The organism is Rhizobium albus (genome assembly GCA_030160035.1).
Classification (GTDB): Bacteria; Pseudomonadota; Alphaproteobacteria; order Rhizobiales; family Rhizobiaceae; genus Georhizobium; species Georhizobium albus.
In genome coordinates, this window is record BSNO01000001.1 from 1,355,562 (window position 1) to 1,375,957 (window position 20,396).

23 protein-coding genes, 1 pseudogene and 1 riboswitch are annotated in these 20,396 nt (G+C 62.4%); of the genes and pseudogenes, 17 read left to right on the forward strand and 7 right to left on the reverse strand.

The window, feature by feature from the left end; translation table 11 throughout:
• Positions 1 to 2 precede the first annotated feature (2 nt).
• Positions 3 to 773, forward strand: coding sequence for an urea ABC transporter ATP-binding protein UrtD (urtD, locus tag QQL76_RS06520; RefSeq protein ID WP_151986134.1), 771 nt, complete (start codon positions 3 to 5; stop codon positions 771 to 773).
• Positions 774 to 933: 160 nt separating this feature from the next.
• The gene (gene urtE, locus QQL76_RS06525) at positions 934 to 1,629 is read left to right on the forward strand and encodes an urea ABC transporter ATP-binding subunit UrtE (RefSeq protein ID WP_404861578.1); all 696 of its coding nucleotides are present in this window, start codon (positions 934 to 936) and stop codon (positions 1,627 to 1,629) included.
• Between the two features lie 15 nt (positions 1,630 to 1,644).
• Here the strand turns inward: urtE and QQL76_RS06530 are convergent, their stop codons facing one another.
• The 3 genes from QQL76_RS06530 to QQL76_RS06540 form a co-directional block, all read right to left on the reverse strand.
• Positions 1,645 to 2,211 (reverse strand): superoxide dismutase family protein, encoded by a 567-nt coding sequence (locus QQL76_RS06530; protein ID WP_205665457.1) that lies wholly within the window; start codon positions 2,209 to 2,211, stop codon positions 1,645 to 1,647.
• A gap of 109 nt (positions 2,212 to 2,320) precedes the next feature.
• Complete coding sequence (locus QQL76_RS06535) at positions 2,321 to 2,860, reverse strand: hypothetical protein (protein WP_499206881.1); 540 nt, start codon at positions 2,858 to 2,860, stop codon at positions 2,321 to 2,323.
• A gap of 105 nt (positions 2,861 to 2,965) precedes the next feature.
• Complete coding sequence (locus tag QQL76_RS06540; protein ID WP_499206882.1) at positions 2,966 to 3,421, reverse strand: MarR family winged helix-turn-helix transcriptional regulator; 456 nt, start codon at positions 3,419 to 3,421, stop codon at positions 2,966 to 2,968.
• Positions 3,422 to 3,512: 91 nt separating this feature from the next.
• Here QQL76_RS06540 and hmgA point away from each other — a divergent pair, with 91 nt between their 5' ends.
• The 4 genes from hmgA to QQL76_RS06560 are packed head-to-tail and all read left to right on the forward strand — an operon-like array spanning position 3,513 to position 7,707.
• Positions 3,513 to 4,838, forward strand: coding sequence for a cupin domain-containing protein (hmgA, locus tag QQL76_RS06545; protein WP_499206883.1), 1,326 nt, complete (start codon positions 3,513 to 3,515; stop codon positions 4,836 to 4,838).
• Positions 4,835 to 5,737 (forward strand): MBL fold metallo-hydrolase, encoded by a 903-nt coding sequence (locus QQL76_RS06550; protein WP_499206884.1) that lies wholly within the window; start codon positions 4,835 to 4,837, stop codon positions 5,735 to 5,737. The genes hmgA and QQL76_RS06550 overlap by 4 nt, the downstream gene beginning before the upstream one ends.
• The gene (locus QQL76_RS06555; protein WP_499206885.1) at positions 5,734 to 6,750 is read left to right on the forward strand and encodes a fumarylacetoacetate hydrolase family protein; all 1,017 of its coding nucleotides are present in this window, start codon (positions 5,734 to 5,736) and stop codon (positions 6,748 to 6,750) included. The genes QQL76_RS06550 and QQL76_RS06555 overlap by 4 nt, the downstream gene beginning before the upstream one ends.
• A gap of 6 nt (positions 6,751 to 6,756) precedes the next feature.
• Positions 6,757 to 7,707: an MBL fold metallo-hydrolase gene (locus QQL76_RS06560; protein WP_499206886.1), complete on the forward strand. Its 951-nt coding sequence runs from the start codon at positions 6,757 to 6,759 to the stop codon at positions 7,705 to 7,707.
• A gap of 30 nt (positions 7,708 to 7,737) precedes the next feature.
• Here the strand turns inward: QQL76_RS06560 and QQL76_RS06565 are convergent, their stop codons facing one another.
• Together QQL76_RS06565 and QQL76_RS06570 are read right to left on the reverse strand one after the other, a co-directional pair.
• The gene (locus QQL76_RS06565; RefSeq protein WP_499206887.1) at positions 7,738 to 8,109 is read right to left on the reverse strand and encodes a type II toxin-antitoxin system VapC family toxin; all 372 of its coding nucleotides are present in this window, start codon (positions 8,107 to 8,109) and stop codon (positions 7,738 to 7,740) included.
• Positions 8,106 to 8,330 carry a type II toxin-antitoxin system Phd/YefM family antitoxin gene (locus QQL76_RS06570; RefSeq protein WP_126009968.1) on the reverse strand — a complete coding sequence of 75 codons (225 nt, stop codon included), beginning with the start codon at positions 8,328 to 8,330 and terminating at the stop codon, positions 8,106 to 8,108. Before QQL76_RS06570 ends, QQL76_RS06565 begins: the two co-directional genes overlap by 4 nt.
• 63 nt (positions 8,331 to 8,393) lie before the next feature.
• Between QQL76_RS06570 and QQL76_RS06575 the strand changes: the two genes are divergently transcribed.
• The 4 genes from QQL76_RS06575 to QQL76_RS06590 all read left to right on the forward strand — a co-directional run bounded on the left by QQL76_RS06575 (position 8,394) and on the right by QQL76_RS06590 (position 12,232).
• Positions 8,394 to 10,013 (forward strand): FAD-dependent oxidoreductase, encoded by a 1,620-nt coding sequence (locus QQL76_RS06575; RefSeq protein WP_499206888.1) that lies wholly within the window; start codon positions 8,394 to 8,396, stop codon positions 10,011 to 10,013.
• Positions 10,010 to 10,207, forward strand: coding sequence for a DUF2783 domain-containing protein (locus QQL76_RS06580; RefSeq protein ID WP_499206889.1), 198 nt, complete (start codon positions 10,010 to 10,012; stop codon positions 10,205 to 10,207). The genes QQL76_RS06575 and QQL76_RS06580 overlap by 4 nt, the downstream gene beginning before the upstream one ends.
• A 67-nt stretch (positions 10,208 to 10,274) precedes the next feature.
• Positions 10,275 to 11,327 (forward strand): aldo-keto reductase family protein, encoded by a 1,053-nt coding sequence (mgrA, locus tag QQL76_RS06585; RefSeq protein ID WP_499206890.1) that lies wholly within the window; start codon positions 10,275 to 10,277, stop codon positions 11,325 to 11,327.
• A 60-nt stretch (positions 11,328 to 11,387) separates the two neighbouring features.
• Positions 11,388 to 11,574, forward strand: a riboswitch (cobalamin riboswitch).
• A 49-nt stretch (positions 11,575 to 11,623) separates the two neighbouring features.
• Positions 11,624 to 12,232 carry a HupE/UreJ family protein gene (locus QQL76_RS06590; RefSeq protein WP_499206891.1) on the forward strand — a complete coding sequence of 203 codons (609 nt, stop codon included), beginning with the start codon at positions 11,624 to 11,626 and terminating at the stop codon, positions 12,230 to 12,232.
• Between the two features lie 90 nt (positions 12,233 to 12,322).
• Here the strand turns inward: QQL76_RS06590 and QQL76_RS06595 are convergent, their stop codons facing one another.
• Positions 12,323 to 13,468: a zinc ABC transporter substrate-binding protein gene (locus tag QQL76_RS06595; RefSeq protein WP_499206892.1), complete on the reverse strand. Its 1,146-nt coding sequence runs from the start codon at positions 13,466 to 13,468 to the stop codon at positions 12,323 to 12,325.
• 111 nt (positions 13,469 to 13,579) lie between these two features.
• Between QQL76_RS06595 and QQL76_RS06600 the strand changes: the two genes are divergently transcribed.
• The 6 genes from QQL76_RS06600 to QQL76_RS06625 all read left to right on the forward strand — a co-directional run bounded on the left by QQL76_RS06600 (position 13,580) and on the right by QQL76_RS06625 (position 19,224).
• Positions 13,580 to 14,467 carry an ATP-binding cassette domain-containing protein gene (locus QQL76_RS06600; protein ID WP_499206893.1) on the forward strand — a complete coding sequence of 296 codons (888 nt, stop codon included), beginning with the start codon at positions 13,580 to 13,582 and terminating at the stop codon, positions 14,465 to 14,467.
• Positions 14,457 to 15,281, forward strand: coding sequence for an ABC transporter permease (locus QQL76_RS06605; protein WP_499206894.1), 825 nt, complete (start codon positions 14,457 to 14,459; stop codon positions 15,279 to 15,281). Before QQL76_RS06600 ends, QQL76_RS06605 begins: the two co-directional genes overlap by 11 nt.
• The gene (locus QQL76_RS06610; RefSeq protein WP_404861594.1) at positions 15,278 to 15,694 is read left to right on the forward strand and encodes a Fur family transcriptional regulator; all 417 of its coding nucleotides are present in this window, start codon (positions 15,278 to 15,280) and stop codon (positions 15,692 to 15,694) included. The genes QQL76_RS06605 and QQL76_RS06610 overlap by 4 nt, the downstream gene beginning before the upstream one ends.
• 55 nt (positions 15,695 to 15,749) lie before the next feature.
• On the forward strand, positions 15,750 to 17,549 hold the full coding sequence (locus QQL76_RS06615) for an acetate/propionate family kinase (protein WP_499206895.1): 1,800 nt from the start codon (positions 15,750 to 15,752) through the stop codon (positions 17,547 to 17,549).
• A 94-nt stretch (positions 17,550 to 17,643) separates the two neighbouring features.
• The gene (gene dusA, locus QQL76_RS06620) at positions 17,644 to 18,636 is read left to right on the forward strand and encodes a tRNA-dihydrouridine(20/20a) synthase DusA (RefSeq protein ID WP_499206896.1); all 993 of its coding nucleotides are present in this window, start codon (positions 17,644 to 17,646) and stop codon (positions 18,634 to 18,636) included.
• An 87-nt stretch (positions 18,637 to 18,723) separates the two neighbouring features.
• Entirely contained in the window at positions 18,724 to 19,224 is a 501-nt protein-coding gene (locus tag QQL76_RS06625) for a Kazal-type serine protease inhibitor domain-containing protein (protein ID WP_404861597.1), read from the forward strand.
• A 167-nt stretch (positions 19,225 to 19,391) separates the two neighbouring features.
• Here QQL76_RS06625 and QQL76_RS06630 read toward each other — a convergent pair whose 3' ends face one another.
• Positions 19,392 to 19,604: a cold-shock protein gene (locus QQL76_RS06630; protein ID WP_126009980.1), complete on the reverse strand. Its 213-nt coding sequence runs from the start codon at positions 19,602 to 19,604 to the stop codon at positions 19,392 to 19,394.
• A gap of 379 nt (positions 19,605 to 19,983) precedes the next feature.
• Here QQL76_RS06630 and QQL76_RS06635 point away from each other — a divergent pair.
• Positions 19,984 to 20,385: pseudogene (locus tag QQL76_RS06635) on the forward strand (cell wall hydrolase); the annotation flags it as partial.
• Positions 20,386 to 20,396 lie beyond the last annotated feature (11 nt).

The window sequence follows — 20,396 nt, forward strand, 5'->3', positions numbered from 1 at the left end:
CCATGAATGTTCAGGCATCCCCCGATCGCGCGGAAGACCGGCCGCTGCTTTATCTCAACGGCGTTTCGGTCTCCTTCGATGGTTTCCGAGCCATCAACAATCTCTCGCTCTACCTGGAGCGTGGGGAGATGCGGGCGATCATCGGCCCGAATGGCGCCGGCAAGACGACGATGATGGACATCATCACTGGCAAGACACGCCCCGACAGCGGCGAGGTCTTCTTCGATGGCACGATCGACCTCACCCAGCATGACGAGCCCGCGATTGCGACGTTCGGCATAGGCCGCAAATTCCAGAAGCCGACGGTCTTCGAAAGCCACACGGTGGAGGACAATCTGCTCATGGCGCTGCAGGGTGGTCGCGGTGTTCTCGGTCAGCTCTTCTATCGGCTGAGCCGCGACGACGCCGCCAAGATTTCGGAAATTCTCGAGACGACACGGCTCTCCGCCCGCCGCAATGATCTCGCCGCCAATCTCAGCCATGGCCAGAAACAATGGCTCGAGATCGGCATGCTGCTCGCGCAGAACCCGAAGCTTCTGCTGGTCGACGAGCCGGTTGCCGGCATGACCGATGCCGAGACGGAAGAGACGGCAAGGCTCCTGAAGGAGATCGCGCAGGACCATTCCGTCATCGTCGTCGAGCACGACATGCACTTCGTGCGCGAACTCGGCGTCAAGGTCAGCTGCTTGCATGAAGGATCGGTGCTGTCTGAAGGATCGCTCGATCATGTCAGCAAGGATCCACGCGTCATCGAAGTCTATCTTGGGCGTTAGGAGGAAGTGATGGGATTTTGGCACGGATTGCGGGTGCTCATGCAGCCTTTACCCACCGCGAAGCCGGCGCATATGGAGTTGCGCCTAAGTGGGCTGGTGCCCGCGCCGCACATCGTGTGGGCTTCGCAGCCGAAGTCTGCGGCGAAAGAGGACGACCGCGATGCTTGAGGTGGAAGGCGCGAACCTTCACTACGGCGCGGCTCAGGCGTTGCGAGGCGTGTCCATGAAAGCGGAGCCCGCGAAGATCACCTGTGTGCTTGGCCGAAACGGCGTCGGCAAGACCAGCCTGATGCGCGCAATCGTCGGCCATCACCCCTTAAGTTCAGGCATCGTGCGCTTCGAAGGCCGCGAATTCGGCCGGCGCGCCGCCTATGATCGCGCCCGTTCCGGCATTGCGTTCGTGCCGCAGGGCAGGGAGATTTTTCCGCTGCTGACCGTTCGGGAAAACTTGGAGACCGGATTTGCGCCCCTGAAGCGCGACCAGAAGACGATCCCCGATCATGTGTTCGAGCTGTTTCCGGTGCTGAACGATATGCTCGGTCGGCGCGGCGGGGATTTGTCGGGTGGCCAGCAGCAACAGCTGGCGATTGGTCGCGCACTCGTCACCCGACCAAAGCTTTTGGTTCTGGATGAGCCGACAGAAGGTATTCAGCCTTCGATCATCAAGGATATCGGGCGGGCGATCCGCTATCTGCGCGATAGCGCGGGCCTCGCGATAGTCCTTGTCGAGCAGTATCTGGATTTCTGTCGGGAGCTTGCAGACGAGGTCTACATCATGGATCGCGGCGAGGTGGTTCATCAGGGGCCGGCGGAGGATCTCGATCGTCAAGACGTCCGCCGGCACCTGACCGTTTAAGCTATCGAAGCACGATCAGTTCGCGGCTTCGATGACGCCGCAGGCAATGCGGTCGCCGCTGTCGCCTGCCGGATCGGTCATGTAGTCGTCAGCCCCGGCATGGATGATGAAGGCTGCGCCATCGTCATCCAGGATGACCGTGCCGGCGTCTCCTGAAAGGGCGATATCTGAGACGAAGAACTCGGCATGCGCGATGCCGTCTTCCTGGACATGCACGTTCGGCAGATCGCCCGGATGCGGACCATTGGGGTTCAGTACACCATGCTCGCCATCGCCCGAAACATGGCCGCCGGCGGCCTCATGGCCACCTTCGGCATCGCATGTGCCGGTCTCGTGAAGATGCACGCCGTGCGGGCCGGGTTCGAGCCCACTGGCTTCGATCTCGATGATGACGATGCCCGTTGGCGTTTCCGTCAAAGTCACGGTGCCTTCGATGCCGTCGCCTTCGAGCGTGGCGGTGGCAGTGATCAGATCGCCCGTTTCTTCAGGCATGCCCGCTGCATCCTGCGCCATGGCGGCCGGGGCCATGGCAAAAGGGGAAATCGTGGCCGCAAGGAAGGTCGCGCACAAAAGCTTCTTCATCGTCGTCTCCGTAAAAAATTTGGGATTGAAGTACCGGGAGGACCTGGCCGTCTTGGCCGACAAAAAAGGCTGCCGCTGGTTGCGGCAGCCTCCAAAGTTTGAGGGTGACTTACTGCGTCACGACCACTTCGCAGATTTCGACCAAGGCACCGGTTACGGTAACGGCGTCGGCACATTGCGCGAGCACCAGTTGCTGCTCTTCAGGTGTCAGTGAAGAAAAGGCCGCCATGATCTGATCGGGTGCAACTGCCTCGGTGCGCGTTGAGTCGGTGAAGAAATCATCAGCCGAGGAGCCCAGATTCCCGAAAACGCCTTCGGTCTCGACGCCCGTGTCGACGTCGACTTCCGTGTCGGCATCGAGTTCTCCATCGATTTCGGCGTCTGTGCCAGTTTCCGTGCCCGCGTCAACGCCCGCATCGACATCGGCCCCAGCGCCGGTGTCCACCCCGGAGTCCGTACCGGCACCAGCGTCGGTGTCAGTTCCAGCACCGGTGTCGGCACCTGCACCAGCGCCGGCACCTCCGGCCTCGGCACCGCCGCCAGCATTCGCGCCGCCGCCGGCTTCAGATCCGGCGCCTGCGTCCTGGGCGAAGGTCGCGCCTGTCATCAGTGCGAGGCTCATCGTGGAAGCGAGAAGTAGCTTTTTCATTGCTTTATCCTCCGTCAGTCATTGTCCCTGTGCCATCCCAACGCGGCCTATCCTCGCCTGTTCCCGATCGCACCGCAGGTTAGTGAAGCCTCACATTCGAATGGTCTAACGCTCGCTGGAACTACTGTCTGCCGCATATCGCTCCAGCGCAGCCATGGCCTCGACCAGATGGTCGGTGGCCTCGGGGCCGATCGCCGACAGCAGCTTCGACTCGTAAGTGCGGGCCATGCTCGAAAGCTCCTGAAAGCGCAGGCCGCCCTCGCGCGTCAGTTGCAGCCGTTCCACCCGTCGATCTGCGTCATCTGTTGTCCGGCTGATCCATCGACGCTTCTCCAGTGAAAAGACGGCGCGGCTGACCTTTGTCTTGTGCATGGATGAGTGCGCGCCGATCGCCGTTGCCGTGATCGTGCCGAACTGGCCGATGGTGGCGAAGACGCGCCATTCGGGTCGGGTCAAACCGTAACGCTCGCGGTAGAGCGCGGCAAAATCGCGGCTGACGATTTCGGCCGCACGTGCCAGCCGATAGGGCAGGAACTCTTCCAATTTCAGGGTCGATGTCACGATCGTCTCTCTCGCTCGGCGGTGGCTTGATAGTTACAAAATAGAACGGTTACATCCGCAACGAATTTCACGTGGATGGGAGGAGACCGCCATGTCGCCGCGCTACATGCCGGGTTTCGGAAATGATTTCGAAACGGAATCGCTGCCCGGCGCCTTGCCCCAGGGCCGCAACTCGCCCCAGAGGCCAGCCTATGGGCTGTACGCCGAGCAGCTGTCGGGCTCTCCCTTCACGGCGCCGCGCGGCACCAATGAGCGATCCTGGCTCTACCGCATCCGCCCGAGCGTGAAGCACACGGGCCGGTTCTCGCGGATCGACATGCCGTTCTGGAAGAGCGCGCCTTGTCTCGATGACCATTCGCTGGCGCTCGGTCAGTTGCGATGGGATCCGGTGCCGGCTCCAGACGGACCGACGAACTTCCTGGCCGGCATCCGCACGATGACCACGGCCGGTGATGCGATCGGCCAGGTGGGCATGGCGGCCCACGCCTATGTGTTCAACCAGGACATGGTCGACGACTATTTCTTCAATGCCGACGGCGAGATGCTGATCGTTCCTCAGGACGGCACGATCCGCATCTTCACCGAAATGGGCGTCGTCGACGTGGAGCCGCAGGAAATCGCGCTGCTCCCGCGTGGCATGATGGCGAAAGTCTCGATCGTCGAGCCGGGCAGGGACGGCTTCGCCCGCGGCTATATCTGCGAGAATTACGGAGCGAAGTTCACGCTGCCGGATCGTGGGCCGATCGGTGCCAACTGCCTGGCCAATCCGCGAGACTTCAAGACGCCTGTTGCCGCTTACGAAGACAAGGAAACGCCCTGTCGCGTGACCGTAAAGTGGTGCGGCCAGTTCCATGTCACCGAGATCGGTCATTCGCCGCTCGATGTCGTCGCCTGGCACGGCAACTACACGCCCTACAAGTACGATTTGCGCACATTCTCGCCCGTCGGCGCAATCCTCTTCGATCATCCGGACCCGTCGATCTTCACGGTGCTGACTGCGCCGACGGAGGAGGCGGGTACCGCGAATGTGGATTTCGTCATTTTCCCGCCGCGCTGGATGGTAGCGGAAAACACGTTCCGTCCGCCTTGGTATCATCGCAACATCATGAGCGAATTCATGGGCCTGATCACCGGCCAGTACGATGCCAAGGAAAAGGGTTTTGTGCCGGGCGGCATGAGCCTTCACAACATGATGCTGGCGCATGGCCCCGACGCGCCGGGCTTCGACAAGGCCTCCAACGCCGAACTGAAGCCGGTGAAGCTCGAGAACACCATGGCGTTCATGTTCGAGACGCGGTTTCCGCAGCAACTCACCCGCTTCGCGGCGGAGCTAGAGACGCTGCAGGACGACTATATGGATTGCTGGAACGGCCTGGAACGGCGCTTCGACGGAACACCGGAGGGCCGCTCTTCGTGAAGGAGCGCCTCGTTCTTCTGGGCACGAAAGGTGGTCCTGCCATCCGCCCGTTGCCCCAAGGCGGCAGCGGTCCATGGCCGACGTCATCCCTGGTTGAGATCGAAGGGAAACGGATCGTCATCGACTGCGGCCTCGGCGTCACGCGTGGTCTCGTCGATGCCGGCGTGCGGCTCGCCGAACTCGATCTGATCTTCATCACCCATCTTCACTCCGATCATGTGCTGGAACTCGGCCCGCTCATCCACACGGCCTGGACGGCGGGGCTGAAGACGCCTGTGACGGTCCACGGACCGGTTGGAATTGTCGATTACTTTACCGGCTTCCTCGCATCCATGCGGTTCGACATCGATCTGAGGATCGCAGACGAGGGGCGTCCCGATCTTCGTGGTCTCATCCATGTCATCGAGTTTTCCGAGGGCGTGGTGCTTGAAGAGGATGGACTGACCGTCGCGGCGCTCAGGGTCGATCATCCGCCGGTGACGGAATGCTTCGCGCTGCGCTTTGAGGTCGAAGATGCGTGCATCGTCTTTTCCTCCGACACCGCCTGTTTCCCGCCGCTCGCCGAGTTCGCCCGCGGCGCCGATATCCTCGTTCATGAAGCCATGCTTGCTGCCGGCGTCGATCGGCTCGTCGCGCGCACCGGCAATGGCGATCGGTTGAAGCAGCATCTGATCGCAAGCCACACCATGGCGGAGGATGCCGGCCACATCGCTTCCTTGGCGGGCGTCGGCCATCTCGTGCTCCATCATCTCATCCCGGCGGACGATCCGGAATTTTCCGAAGCCGACTGGCTGGCGGCGGTGGCCAAGACGTGGGACGGTCGCCTCACCATTGGCCGGGACGGCCTGGAGATCGCACTGCCGGCCGCTAAGGCCGAAACCGGGAGAGAGAGCGCATGAAACTGGCAACCTTGAAGGATCGCACGCGGGACGGCCGGCTGGTCGTGGTGTCGAAGGATTTGACGCTGTGTTCCGAGGTCGGCCACATTGCGCGTACGCTTCAGGCCGCGCTCGACGATTGGGCGCATGTCGCCCCCCGTCTGAAGCGCGTTTACGACGGCATGATGACCGGGTCGCAGCCGACCATGCGTTTCCACGAGCATGATGCGCATTCGCCGCTGCCGCGCGCTTACCAGTGGGCGGATGGCTCGGCCTACGTTAATCACGTCGAACTGGTCCGCAAGGCCCGGGGCGCCGAGATGCCGGCAAGCTTCTGGGAAGACCCGCTGATTTACCAGGGAGGATCCGACAGCTTCCTGCCGCCGCGCGATCCGATCCGCATGGCGGACGAAGCCTATGGCATCGACATGGAAGGCGAGATCGCTGTCATCGTCGACGACGTGCCGATGGGTGCGTCGATCAATGAGGCCCGCGCGGCGATACGATTGGTGATGCTGGTCAACGACGTGTCGTTGCGTGGCCTCATCCCGGGCGAACTGGCGAAAGGCTTCGGCTTCTACCAGTCCAAACCGTCCTCCGCATTTTCCCCCGTAGCCGTAACGCCCGACGAGTTGGGCGACGCGTGGGACGGCGGCAAGCTGCATCTTCCGCTTTCGGTCGATCTGAACGGCAAGCCCTTCGGCCGGGCCGATGCCGGCAAGGATATGACCTTCGATTTCCCTCAGCTGATCGCCCATGCCGCGAAGACCCGGCCCTTGTCGGCCGGCACGATCATCGGCTCCGGAACCGTGTCCAACAAACTCGAGGGTGCGCCAGGCAAGCCGGTCGGCGAGGGCGGAGTTGGATATTCCTGCATCGCGGAAATCCGCATGATCGAAACGATCGCCGGCGGCAAGCCGCTGACGCCGTTCATGAAATTCGGCGATACGGTCCGCATCGAAATGAAAGACAAGACCGGTCATTCGATCTTCGGAGCGATCGAGCAGACGGTTGAGACATACGAAAAGGAATAGATCACGATGGCAAAAGCGTTCGCGTCGCAAGGCGACATGGCCGACAAGAAGATTTCGTTCACCGAGGTGGGCCGGGATCTCTGGGCGTTCACCGCCGAAGGCGACCCCAATACGGGCGTGATCATCGGTGACGACAGCGTCATGATCGTCGACGCGCAGGCGACGCCACGGCTGGCCAACATGGTCGTCGAAAAGGTTCGCTCCGTCACGGACAAGCCGATCAAGCACGTGGTGCTGACGCATTACCATGCGGTGCGGGTGCTCGGAGCTTCGGCGTACTCGGCTTCCGAAATTATCATGTCGGACAAGGCGCGCGCGATGGTGGTGGAGCGCGGGCAGGAAGACTGGGACTCGGAATTCGAGCGCTTTCCCCGGCTGTTCCAGGGCCATGAAAGCATCCCGGGCCTTACCTGGCCGACGCAGACATTCGCAGGCCGCATGACAGTCTATCTTGGCTCGCGGCGCGTCGATCTCATGCATCTCGGCCGCGCGCACACCGCCGGCGACATCGTCGCCTACGTTCCGGACGAGAACGTGATGTTTACCGGCGACATCGTCGAATATCACTCAGCCTGCTACTGCGGGGATGGCCATTTCGGCGATTGGGGCGGCACGCTTGATGCCATCAACGCCTTCGATGTCGACGCGATCGCGCCCGGCCGCGGCGATGCGCTCGTTGGAAAGGCGCTTGTGGGCGAGGCAATCGAGAACACGCGCGATTTCGTCGACAGCACCTTCCGCCCGGCACAGCGCATCGCCGCACGCGGGGGCTCGCTGAAAGAGACATGGGATGCGGTGCGCGCCGAGTGCGATCCGAAATTCGCCAGCTACGCCATCTATGAGCACTGCCTGCCGTTTAACGTTGCTCGCGCCTATGACGAGGCCCGCGGCATCGACACGCCGCGCATCTGGACGGCCGAGCGCGACAAGGCGATGTGGAATGCGCTGCAAGCCTGACGGAGATGAAACGAAGACCGTTGCCCGGCTTCAAGCGATATCCACCGTATATCGCTTGAGCTGCCTGTCTGCCGTCAGAATGGTCAAGCCAACTGTCTTTGCCTGGGCGATGAGAAGCCGATCGAAGGGATCGCGATGATGCTGCGGCAGGTCTTTCAGAGCGTCGATGTGCGCCAGCTCGATCGGCAGAATGGAGAAGCCGGCGCTCTCGATCTTTTCGTTCAGCTTTGGCGGCGCCTCAAGCTTTCCCAGTGCAGTCTTGATCGCGATTTCCCAAAGCGAAGCGATGCTGACGAAGATCAGCGCGTCGGAATTCAGGATCGCCGTATGCTGTTCGGACAGCTCATCCGATCCATCAAGCGCCCAGATCAGGACATGCGTATCCGCCAGATAGGCGGTCACTTGATATACTCGTCCCATTCGGGACCAAGCACATCGAAATCTTCTGCGATTTTGAATTGTCCCTTGAACGCACCGATCCTCGGCAGTCGTTCCACCGGCTTCTCCGCGCTGACCTTCACGTACGGTTTGCCATGCCGCGTCACGACGATGTCTTCGCCGGCGGCTGCCTTGCGCAGGATTTCGGACAAATTCGCCTTCATTTCCGCAACGGTGACGTTCATGGCGAGCTCCAAGAATTATGGCCATAATTTAGGCCATACCCGCTATTTCCGCAAGGAAGCCTGATGCCGAGCTTCACCCACACGCCGTTCGAAGTCACTTGTCCGCCGGAGCTTGCAGGCGGGGCGGTGCCCGAGCGGTACCCGGTCGTCATCGTCGGGGCAGGGCCGATCGGTCTGGCTCTCGCGATCGATCTCGCGCTGAAGGGCGTGGCTTCGGTCGTGCTCGACGACAACGACGTTGTGTCGGTCGGTTCGCGGGCCATCTGCTGGGCGAAGCGGTCGCTCGAAATCTTCGACCGTCTCGGTGTTGCCGATCGCATGCTGGCGAAGGGCGTCACCTGGAAGGTCGGCCGCTTGTTCCACCGCAACCGCGAGGTCTACAATTTCGATCTGCTACCTGAAGCCGGGCACAAGATGCCGGCATTCATCAACCTCCAGCAATATTACGTCGAGCAGTATCTCGTCGACCGGTCCCGCGACTTCCCGGATCTGATCGATTTGCGCTTCCGCAACAAGGTCGTGGCGCTGCGCCAGCAGGGCGATGGCGCGCGTCTTTCGGTAGAGACGCCATTCGGCGCCTACGACCTGACCGCAGACTGGCTGATGGCTTGCGATGGGTCGAGATCCGCGCTGCGCGACATGATGGGACTGGAATTCAGCGGCCGGCTGTTCGAAGAGCGCTTCCTCATCGCCGACATTCGCATGGACGACGACCTCTTTGCTTCCGGCGCGGCCGAGCGGCATTTCTGGTTCGAGCCTCCGTTTCACGAGGGGCAATCGGCGCTTCTCCACAAGCAGCCCGACAACATCTACCGCATCGACCTTCAACTTAGCTGGGATGCCGATCCCGTCGAAGAGAAGCAATCGGAGAAGGTGCTTCCGCGCATCCGCGCCATCGTCGGCGACAGGCCGTTCGAACTCGACTGGGTCTCCGTCTACACTTTCCAGTGCCGCCGGCTCGATCGGTTCGTGCATGGCCGTGTCGTCTTCGTCGGCGATAGCGCGCATGTGGTGTCACCCTTCGGAGCGCGCGGCGGCAATGGCGGCATGCACGACGTCGACAATCTCGGCTGGAAGCTTGCGGCGGTCATCCAGGGCAAGGCTTCGGAGGCGTTGATCGAGAGCTACAACGAAGAGCGTGTCCACGGCGCCGACGAAAACATTGGGCATTCCGCCAACGCGACCAATTTCATGACCCCGAAGACGGAGATGGAGCGCATCTTCCGCGATGAGGTCCTTCGGCTTGCGGCCGACGCGCCCTTTGCCCGGCGTCTCGTCAATTCTGGCCGGCTGTCGCTGCCCTGTTCGCTGGAAGGGCTGTCGCTGCAGACGCCGTGCGACGCCGGCGCACCCGTCAAACCGGGCACTGTTCTGCCCGATGCGCCGTTGCTCAAGGGCAACCGCTCGACCTGGCTGGTGAACGAGATCGGCGGCGAATTCTGCCTGCTGACCACGGAACGTGACCGGCCAATGTCGCATGGCCTGCCGACGATCCAGATTGCGGCCGATGCTTCGACCAGCGACGACTGCCTCATCGATCTGGACGGTCATGCGCTTAAGCGGCTCGGTCAGGGTTTCACCTATCTCGTTCGGCCGGACCAGCACATCGCGGCAGCGTTCGTCGCCCCCAGCGCCGACGACATTGCCACTGCACACCAACGGGCGCTTGGAGGCGGCCGATGACCGACATCCTGCAAGACCGGCTGGGCCCCGCCGGCGATCGGTTCTATGCCGAGCTCATGACGGCGCAACGCGCTCTCTCCAACGAAGAAGCACAGCGCTTCAATGCACGGCTCATCCTCCTGATGGCGAACGCCATAGGCGATGGCGAGACGCTGTCTGCGCTGATCCGCGAGGCTGCGCGGAACAAGGCCTGAAGTCTCTTCCGTTTTAACGTTGGAGCGCCTATCCCTCGCGCTCCAACGCATGAAGGGAGATTGCGCCATGGCATGGCAGCCGGCTGAAAACCGTTACGAAACGATGCGCTACAACCGTTGCGGCCGCAGCGGATTGAGGCTTCCCGCGATCTCCCTCGGTCTCTGGCACAATTTCGGCGACGACACGCCCCATCAGACCAAGCGCGACATTTGCCGCCGCGCCTTCGATCTGGGCATCACCCATTTCGACCTCGCCAACAATTACGGCCCGCCGCCCGGATCGGCCGAAACGGCCTTTGGCGAAATCTTGCGTACCGATTTTGCCGGCTACCGCGATCAGCTCATCATCTCCTCCAAGGCCGGCTACGACATGTGGCCGGGGCCCTATGGCGAGTGGGGCAGCCGCAAATACGTGATTGCCTCCTGCGACCAGAGCCTGAAGCGGATGGGTCTCGACTATGTCGACATCTTCTATTCGCACCGCTTCGATCCGGAGACGCCGCTTGAAGAAACGATGATGGCGCTCGACCAGATCGTGCGTTCGGGCAAGGCCCTTTATGCGGGCATCTCGTCCTACAACGCCCAGCGGACGCGGGAAGCTGCGGCGATCCTCAAGGACCTCGGCACGCCGTGTCTCATCCACCAGCCGAGCTATTCGATGCTCAACCGCTGGGTCGAAGATGACGGCCTTCTCGATGCGCTCGACGATCTCGGCATCGGCTCGATCGTCTTCTCGCCGCTCGCCCAGGGCATGCTCACGACCAAGTATCTGCAGGGCGTGCCGGAAGACAGCCGCGCCAGCCAGGGCAAATCCCTGATGCCGGAGTTCCTCAACGACAACAACCTCGCCAATATCCGCGCGCTGAACGAGATCGCCGAGAAACGCGGCCAGACGCTGGCGCAAATGGCCATTGCCTGGGTTCTGCGCCGTGGCCGCGTCACCTCGGCGCTCATCGGTGCCAGCCGCGTGTCGCAGGTGGAAGATTGCGTCGGTGCGCTCGCCAATCTCGATTTCACCGACGCCGAACTGGCCGAAATCGACAGCTACGCCCGTGAGGCCGACATCAATCTCTGGGCCGCATCGGCAGAGCGCAAAGGGCCTGCACGGAAAAAGAAGTGAAGCGTCGGCTTTTGCTCAAGAAATGAGCATCGGCAGCGGTTGTGTTTTGTCGCGGCCGCTGTCACCAATCGTTGCGACGGTGCCTTGATCTTCAAGGTGAAACGGGAAGCCGGTGAAAAGCCGGCGCCGCCCCCGCGACTGTCAGGGACGACGCCCCTCCATCATGCCACTGGTGCGCTTCTTGCATCGGGAAGGCGGAGGGGATTGGTCCCGAGCCAGGAGACCGGCCGTCAGCCACGCGGCAAAGCCGCAGATACGACCCAAAGATGGGGCGGAGGGCCCCGAAAGGATTTGATATGCGCATACTGACCACACTTGCAGCCTTCGCGCTTTCGACCGGGGCGGCCTTTGCCCATCCCGGTCATGGCGGCCATGACAATGCAAGCTTCGCCTATGGTTTCATGCACCCGCTGGGGGGCCTGGATCACCTGCTTGCCATGATCGCCGTCGGCTTCCTGGCGTATCTGGTTGCTGAGCGGACCAGCGCCAACCGCCCGCTCTGGCTCGTCCCCGCAGCCTTTGTCGGCGCCATGGCGATCGGCGGTGTTCTTGGCGCATTCGCCTTCGATCTGCCGCTCGTTGAACTCGGCATCGGCTTGTCGATCGTCGCCATCGGCGCAGCCGCCGCGTTCGGTCGCCAGATACCGGTCGCAGCAGCCATGGCTCTCGTTGGCTTCTTCGCCATCTTCCACGGTCATGCGCACGGCACCGAAATGCCGCAGGACAGCGCAGGGCTCGCCTATGGCCTCGGCTTCATGGCGGCAACGGCTCTGCTCCATGCTGCAGGCATCGCTGCTGGCCTTGGCATCGGCAAGCTGTCGCGCTCGCAGGGCGTGCTCGCAGCGCGCGCCGGTGGCGGCGTGATGGCGCTTGCGGGTGTTGCGATCGTCGCCGGCATCATCTGATAGTTTCCGGACTGCGAACAACTCGATCAAAAAAAGGCCCCGGCAGCGCTGCCGGGGCCTTTTTTGTCGAGATTTCACGAAGTGCAGCGATCAGCTTTCTTCGCCGAGACATGTCGTGAAAGACGTCGCCATGTTGCGGAGCAGTTCGAAGTAGAGATCCGGCCCATCGGCGATTTCCGCGCCTTCGGGATCCAGCACGCCGGCCTTCGCATCCGTGCCTTCGATCACGACGTTGACGATCCGGGGCTCGAATTGCGGCTCGGCGAAGACGCAGGCGGCATCCAATTCGTTGACGCGCTGGCGCAGTTCGGAGATGCGTTCCGCACCCGGCGCCACTTCCGGGCTGATCGTGATCGCGCCGGCAGCCTGGAGACCGAACCGGTTCTCGAAATAGTGATAGGCATCGTGGAAGACGATGAACGGCCGATCGGCAACCGGTTCGACGGTCGCAGCGATTTCGGTCGACAGCTCGTCGATTCGTGCCGTCAATGCTTCTGCATTGCTGCGATAGGTGTCGGCGTTGTCCGGATCGGCATCGGCCAGAGCGGCCTCGATCGCGCCGACCATCAGCTTGGCATTTTCCGGGTCTAGCCAATAATGCGGATCCGTGCCGGAATGATCGTGCCCGGCATGGTCATCGCTGGAATGATCGTGAGCCGCGTGGTCCTCGTGGCCATGGTCATGCGCAGCGCCTGCTTCCTCGGCGTGATCGTGGCCCTGCTCGTGATGATGGTCTTCGTTGTGGCCGTGGTCATCATGGCCGTGATCATGATCGTCATGGCTGTGGTCGTGATCGTCGTGCGCGTGCTCTTCGTGGGCATGGGCATGACCATCGCCATGGTCACCGTGATCATGCGCCTCGAAGGCGCCGCCTTCGCGGAACTCAAGTCGCGTCATGCCTTCGGTCTGTTCCAGCGTCACCACGCGCGCATTGGCGCTCAACGTGTCGAGCGGCTGATTGAGGAATGGCTCGAGCCCCGGACCCACCCAGAACACGAGCGGCGCGTCCTGGAGCATGGCTGCATCCGATGGGCGCAGCGTATAAGTGTGTGGGGACGCGGCGCCCTTGACGAGAAGTTCCGGTTCGTCCACGCCTTCCATGACGCCTGCGACCAGCGAGTGGATCGGCTTGATCGACGTAACGACACCGTCAAGCGCCAAGGCGGGGGAGGCTGTCAGGGCAGTCGCTGCCATGAACGCGGCGGCCGACGATGCGATGAGTGCGGAAGATTTCATGCCTGTCCCTCAGTTTCTGGGTCGATTGTAATCATATAACGTTTCTTGTGTAACGCTATAACGTGTGCCATATGCGGTGACAAGCGCCGAAATGGCGCATCGAAAGGGTTGATGGTGCAGCGGACAAACCTTGTGGAGATGAGCGGCGTCGGGGTCCGGCGCGGCGGGCGCTGGTTGGTGCGCGGCGTCGATTTCACCATTTCGCCCGGTGAGATCGTCACGCTGATCGGTCCGAACGGGTCCGGCAAGTCGACCACGGCCAAGACTGCCATCGGGTTGATGAAGGCGGACGAGGGCGTTGTTTCCCGCAAAGCCGATCTGACCATCGGCTACGTGCCGCAGAAGCTCGCCATCGACTGGACGCTGCCCTTGTCCGTGCGGCGGCTGATGACGCTGACCGGAAACCAGCCTCGCGCCGAAATCGACCAAGCGCTCGAGGCTGTGGGCATTGCTCACCTGGCCGATGCCGAGGTCCAGCATCTCTCGGGCGGCGAGTTTCAGCGCGCACTGATGGCGCGGGCCATGGTGCGCCGCCCTGATCTCCTCATTCTCGACGAGCCGGTTCAAGGCGTCGACTTTTCCGGCGAGATCGAGCTTTACGACCTGATCAAGCAGATCCGCGATAGGACCGGCTGCGGCATTCTGCTGATTTCCCACGATCTGCATGTGGTGATGGCGGAAACCGATACGGTCATCTGCCTCAACGGCCATGTGTGCTGCCGCGGCGCGCCGGAGATCGTGGCAAAGAGCCCGGAGTATCTGCAATTGTTCGGCGCGCGTGCTGCTTCGACCTTGGCGGTCTACAGTCATAACCACGACCACACCCATCTGCCCGACGGTCGGGTCAAGCATGCCGATGGTTCGGTCACGGACCATTGCCATCCCGATGATGGCCATCACCACGACCATGCCGGCGAGCATCATCATCATGCCGATGGCGCGTCGGTTACGGCCCATAAGCATGAGGATGGGCACAAGGGACATCACCATGCTGGATGACTTTTTCACCCGCGCGCTGCTTGCCGGTATCGGGGTGGCCATCACGGTCGGTCCGCTCGGCTGCTTCATCGTATGGCGGCGCATGGCCTATTTCGGCGACACCATGGCGCATTCGGCGCTGCTCGGCGTCGCCATCGCGTTTCTCTTCGACATCAACCTGATGGTCGGGGTCTTCGTCGTCGCGGCGCTCGTTTCGTCTGCGTTGCTTCTCCTGCAGCGGCGCCAGTCGCTCTCGACCGATGCGCTGCTCGGGATCCTGTCGCATTCGACGCTGGCGCTTGGCCTCGTCATGGTCGCCTTCATGACCTGGGTGCGCATCGACCTGATGGGCTTCCTCTTCGGCGATATCCTCGCAGTCTCGCGCACGGACATCGCTTTCATCTGGGGTGGCGGCGCGCTGGTGCTCGCCGGCGTCGCCTGGCTCTGGCGCCCACTGCTGGCTTCGACGGTCAATGCCGAGCTTGCCGAAGCGGAAGGCATGCATCCGGAACGTGCACGCGTCGCCTTCATGCTCCTGATGGCGCTCCTGATCGCGATCGCCATGAAGATCGTCGGCATTCTGCTCATCACCTCGTTGCTGATCATCCCCGCAGCGACCGCGCGACGTTTCTCCGGCACGCCGGAAATGATGGCGGTCATGGCCTCGCTGATCGGCGTTGTCGCCGTCGTTTCGGGCTTGTTCGGTTCGTTGCAGTTCGATACGCCTTCGGGACCGTCGATCGTGGTTGCCGCGCTTGCCCTGTTCCTTGTCAGCCAGATCGCGCCGGTGGTTCGCAGATCCGGGCCACAGCCGCAGGAGGGAGGTCGTCGATGACCAGCCACGTTCACGAACGTCCACTGAGCGATCTGACCAAGAACCAGAAGCTCGTCTTCGATGCGCTGAGCAGTGCGGACGGACCTTTGAGCGCCTACACGATCCTCGACCAGCTTCGCGACGAGGGTTTTCGGGCGCCGCTACAGGTTTATCGCGCACTCGACAAGCTGCAGGAACTCGGCCTCGTCCATCGACTTGAAAGTCTCAATTCCTTCATTGCCTGCGCCCACCCCCATTGCGCGAGCCACGGCATGATCGGTTTCGCGATCTGCGAGAATTGCGGGCAGGTGGAGGAGTTTTCCGACGCCGAGATCGAGACGCGGCTTGGGACATGGATGCGCGAACGCGCCTTCAAGCCGCGCAAGACGACGGTGGAACTGCGTGGCCTCTGCGCGACCTGCTCGACCCACTGAAAGCGGCCATCCAATAACTGGATACAACCGTTTGCCCCCGGGGAGTTGATCCGTCTTGCGCATCCTCGTTTTCAACGCGGGCAGTTCCAGCCTCAAGTTCGGTGTCTTTGACATGGATGGCGCCACAGTCCGCCATCGCCTCAAGGCGACGGTGGATCGGCTCGGCCGGTCCTCGGCGGAATTGAAGTTTGTCGTCGATGGCCGGGAAAGCCGAGAAGACGTTGATGCGACCGCGCTCGAAGCTGCCATCGCGGCCGTGCCAGCTATCCTTCAGCGCTTCGACCTCGGCGCGATCGACGCCATTGGCCACCGCATCGCCCATGGAGGCGAAAGGTTTGCCGCTCCGGCAATCATCGACGAATTGGTCATCGCAGCCATTGAAGCGCTCGCGCCGCTTGCACCTTTGCACAATCCCGGCGGCCTCGCTGGAATACGTCATGCCAGGGCGACATGGCCGGGCAAACCGCAGATCGCGGTCTTCGACACGTCCTTCCATCTGAAGAGCCCGCCGAGGGCGACGACCTATGCCGTGCCGGCCGCGTGGCGTGAGGCTGGGCTGCGGCGCTTCGGCTTCCATGGAACATCGCACAAATACGTCGCGTTGCGCGCCGCCGAAGCACTCGGCGAGAACCTCCGCGACCTGAGGGTGATCAGCCTTCATCTCGGCAATGGTGCGAGCGCCTGCGCCATCCAGCTCGGTGAGAGCATCGACAGCTCCATGGGCATGACGCCACTCGAGGGGCTCGTCATGGGCACGCGTTCGGGAGATGTCGACCCCGGCATATTCGGGTATCTTCAGCGTAATCTCGGGCTCGACGCAGAAGCCGTCGAAAAGGCGCTCTATGAAGAAAGCGGCTTGAAGGGCCTCACCGGGACCGCCGACATGCGGGACGTGGAGGAGATGGCCGCAGAGGGTGATGCGGCGGCGCAGCTTGCCATCGAAATCTATACCTACCGCGCCCGCAAATATGTCGGCGCCTACGCGGCGGCTATGGGCGGGATCGATGCGCTGGTGTTCACCGGCGGCATCGGCGAGAACTCCGCCACGATGCGCCGGCGCATCTGCGAGGGTCTCGGTTTTCTCGGGCTCATGCTGGACACCGATCGCAACGAGCATGTCGATCTCACCGATCAAGCCGCGCCGCAGATCCAGGCCCACGGCTCGCGTGTGCGGGTGCTCGTTACGGAAACGGCGGAGCAATTGATGATTGCCCGCGAAGTCAGCGCCTTGCTCAAAACGCCAGCGGACAGCGCCCTGACCGTGCCGGTCGCAATCTCCGCCCGCCATGTGCATCTCGATCAGGATGCGGTCGATGCTCTGTTCGGGAACTGTTACAGCCTGAGCCCGGCTGGTCAGCTGCGCCAACAGGGCCATTGGGTCGCCAAGGAACGCCTGGCGCTAGAAGGACCGCGCGGTCGGCTGGACAATGTCGCAATCCTCGGCCCGTTGCGTGCCAGAACCCAGATCGAGATTTCGCGGACGGATGGCTTCGCGCTCGGCATCGCCCCGCCGGTGCGCGACAGTGGCAAGCTCGATGGCACACCGGTCGTTCGGCTCATTGGTCCGGCTGGCGCCATCGACAGCGACGGGCTCATCATCGCCGCACGGCACATCCATACCAATCCGACGGACGCCGCCCGGCTTGGACTGAAGGATGGCGATGAAGTCGATGTTCGAGTCGGCCAGGGCGATCGCGCCCTGACGCTGTCTGGAACACTGGTTCGCGTTTCACCAAACGCCTTCACCGAGATGCACATCGATACGGACGAGGCCAACGCCGCCGGCATCGAAGGGCAGGCGGATGGGGCGCTTGTTGCTGTGGCTGCCACCATCAAGCCGTCCGCTCCCGTCTGACACCAGACTTGCCGTCGCAGTCCTAATACCCGATATGTCGGGACTAAAGCGGCCGCTACCAAGCGGCAACCATCCAAGTTCCGCCAGGCAGGCCATGACCTACCCCCAGCATACTTTCGCCGTCGCACCCATGATGGATTGGACAGACAGGCATTGTCGGTTTCTCCATCGGCTGCTGACGAAGCGGAGCCTGCTCTATACCGAGATGGTCGTCGCCGATGCCGTCATCCATGGCGACCGGAACCGGCTTCTCGGCTTCGATCCAATCGAGCATCCTGTCGCGCTTCAGATCGGCGGATCGGACCCCGAAAAGCTCGCCGAAGCAGCCCGGATCGGCGCCGAATTCGGCTATGACGAGATCAACCTAAACTGCGGCTGTCCGTCCGACAGGGTCCAGTCAGGCACTTTCGGTGCCTGCCTCATGCAGACGCCTGAACTCGTCGCCAAGGGTGTCGCGGCGATGCGGAGCGCGGTGTCGATCCCGGTGACCGTGAAATGCCGGATCGGCGTCGATGACCAGGATCCGGAAGAAGCGCTGGACGCGCTTGCATCGGCCGTTCTGGACGCTGGCGCAGATGCGCTCTGGGTGCACGCCCGCAAGGCCTGGCTGCAGGGGCTTAGTCCCAAGGAAAATCGGGATATCCCGCCGCTCGACTACGACCGCGTCTATCGGCTCAAGCAGAAATTCCCGCGTGTTTTCATCGGGATCAATGGCGGCGTTCAGGATTTGAATCAGGCCGCCGAGCATCTGCGCCATGTCGATGGTGTCATGATGGGAAGGGCTGCCTACCACAATGCGACTCAACTGGCTGACGTGGACCGGCTAATCTATGGCGAGGATTCTGCGCCGGTGGACTGGGCGGACGTGCGGGACGCAATGATGGAGCACGCAGCTCGCCACATGGCGGCAGGCGGGAGGCTGGTGCACGTCACGCGCCACATGATCGGTCTCTTCCAGGGTGTTCCGGGTGCTCGAAGGTTCCGGCAAATCCTGTCGGAGCGTTCCAGCCAGCTTGGGGCAGGTCCCGAAGTCGTCGCCGAAGCGTTTGCTGCTATGGACGGGCTCGACAGCTGTCTGGCTGCGTGAGGTCTGTTGCGCCTACAACCGGACAGCGGTAGCATTTCTCGCTGAGCGAAGATGTCTCTTCGCCTTCGCCGAGCGAGGAGGCTCTGTATGTCGTTTCTTTCCGCAAAATCGGTAGGTGTTTCGCTTGTTCTTCTGTCGATCCTGTCGGGCTGCGTCGTCGTAGAGGACGGGCCACGTCCGTACCCGCCCGGTCCTCCCGGGCCGCCGCCCGGACCGCAGGTTTGTCCCCAGATCTACGCGCCCGTATGCGGCGATCGCAACGGCCGGCTCGAGACTTTGCCCAACCAGTGCGTGGCGCGTGCCCAGGGCTTCCGGATCGTGGCCGATGGCGAATGTCGCCGGCCTGGCCCGCCACCGCGCCCCGGCTTCCCCGGAGGACCCGGGCCTGGTCCAGGCTGGGGCGGTCCTGGTGGACCTGGCCCCGGCTGGGGTGGTGGTCCCGGACCCGGTCGCCCCGGCGGTCCCGGCATCTGCACCCGCGAATATGCGCCCGTCTGCGGCCGTCGCGGTCCGCAGTTCCAGACCTTCGGCAATGCCTGCGAAGCGGACAATTCCGGCTTCCGCGTCGTGGCTCAGGGTCCCTGCTGAGACTCAGAAAAACTTCGACCCAATCAAATCAAGGGCGGCTTTCGAGCCGCCCTTTGTCGTTTGATGCTTCGCGAAGGCGTTGATGGCTCAAACAAAAAAGGGCGACCCGAGGGTCGCCCTTTCATGTGTGCCGGACCGTTCCAAGGAACGGCCGAAAGTATCAGCGCCTAGAGCTGCTGCAGGTTGACAGCCTTGTCGCCCTTGCCGCGGCGATCGGCTTCCGTGTCGAAGGAGACCTTGTCGCCTTCGTTGAGGTGCGCGATGCCGGAAGCCTGGAGAGCGGAGATATGGACGAAAACGTCCTTTGCGCCACCATCCGGCGTGATGAAGCCGTAGCCTTTGTCAGTGTTGAAGAACTTTACGGTGCCCGTCTGAGCCATGGTACTGGGTCCTTTTCCCGGTTGTTTCCGACCGCCGCGCGCCTATCGCGCGGATGGCCAGGCCGCGATCTGCGGCGGTGTCGAGCAGTCACGTACGGGGAAAGAACGTCAGTCCAGTCTCCGGGTCAGCACATCCCGAACAGCTTGAGCGTATGCATGAGTTGAAAACAAACGCAAGTAAATTTGCGAAGGGCGTTTCTGCGCCCCCTGTCACTCTATCGCCTCATTAGGCCGGCAGCAGGAGCCCAGTTTTGCGTAAAGAGGGTTTTTCATGGGCGATCAGCTGGCAATTGGCCGGTCTTTGGGCGTGCGTGCCATTACAGGGATCACAATCGTCGTGTCACTCAGCGGCTGCGTGGCGGGCAACGCGATCGACGAAATGGCAACGGGCTCCATTGCACCGGTATCGGCGCCAGTGGCCTACAGCGAGAAAGAGCGCGAGTGCCTGGAACGCGCGATCTTTTTCGAATCCAACCGGTCCAGTGAAGAAGGTCTCGTTGCCGTCGGCACTGTCGTCATGAACCGCGTGGAGGCAGATGAGTTCCCCGATACGATCTGCGAGGTCGTCGGTCAGAAGAACCAGTTCGCCCCCGGTGTGCTTTCTCGTGAACTGCCGCGGGAAAAGGTGCCGGATGTCGTCGCTGCCGCCGACAAGGTCCTCGACGGCCATCGTCATCCGGACTTGGACGCCGCCAAGTTTTTCCACATGGCTGGCCTGACCTTCCCTTACAAGAACATGCATTACCGGCTCGAGGCGGGCGGGAATGCGTTCTACGAGCGGCACTGACCGCT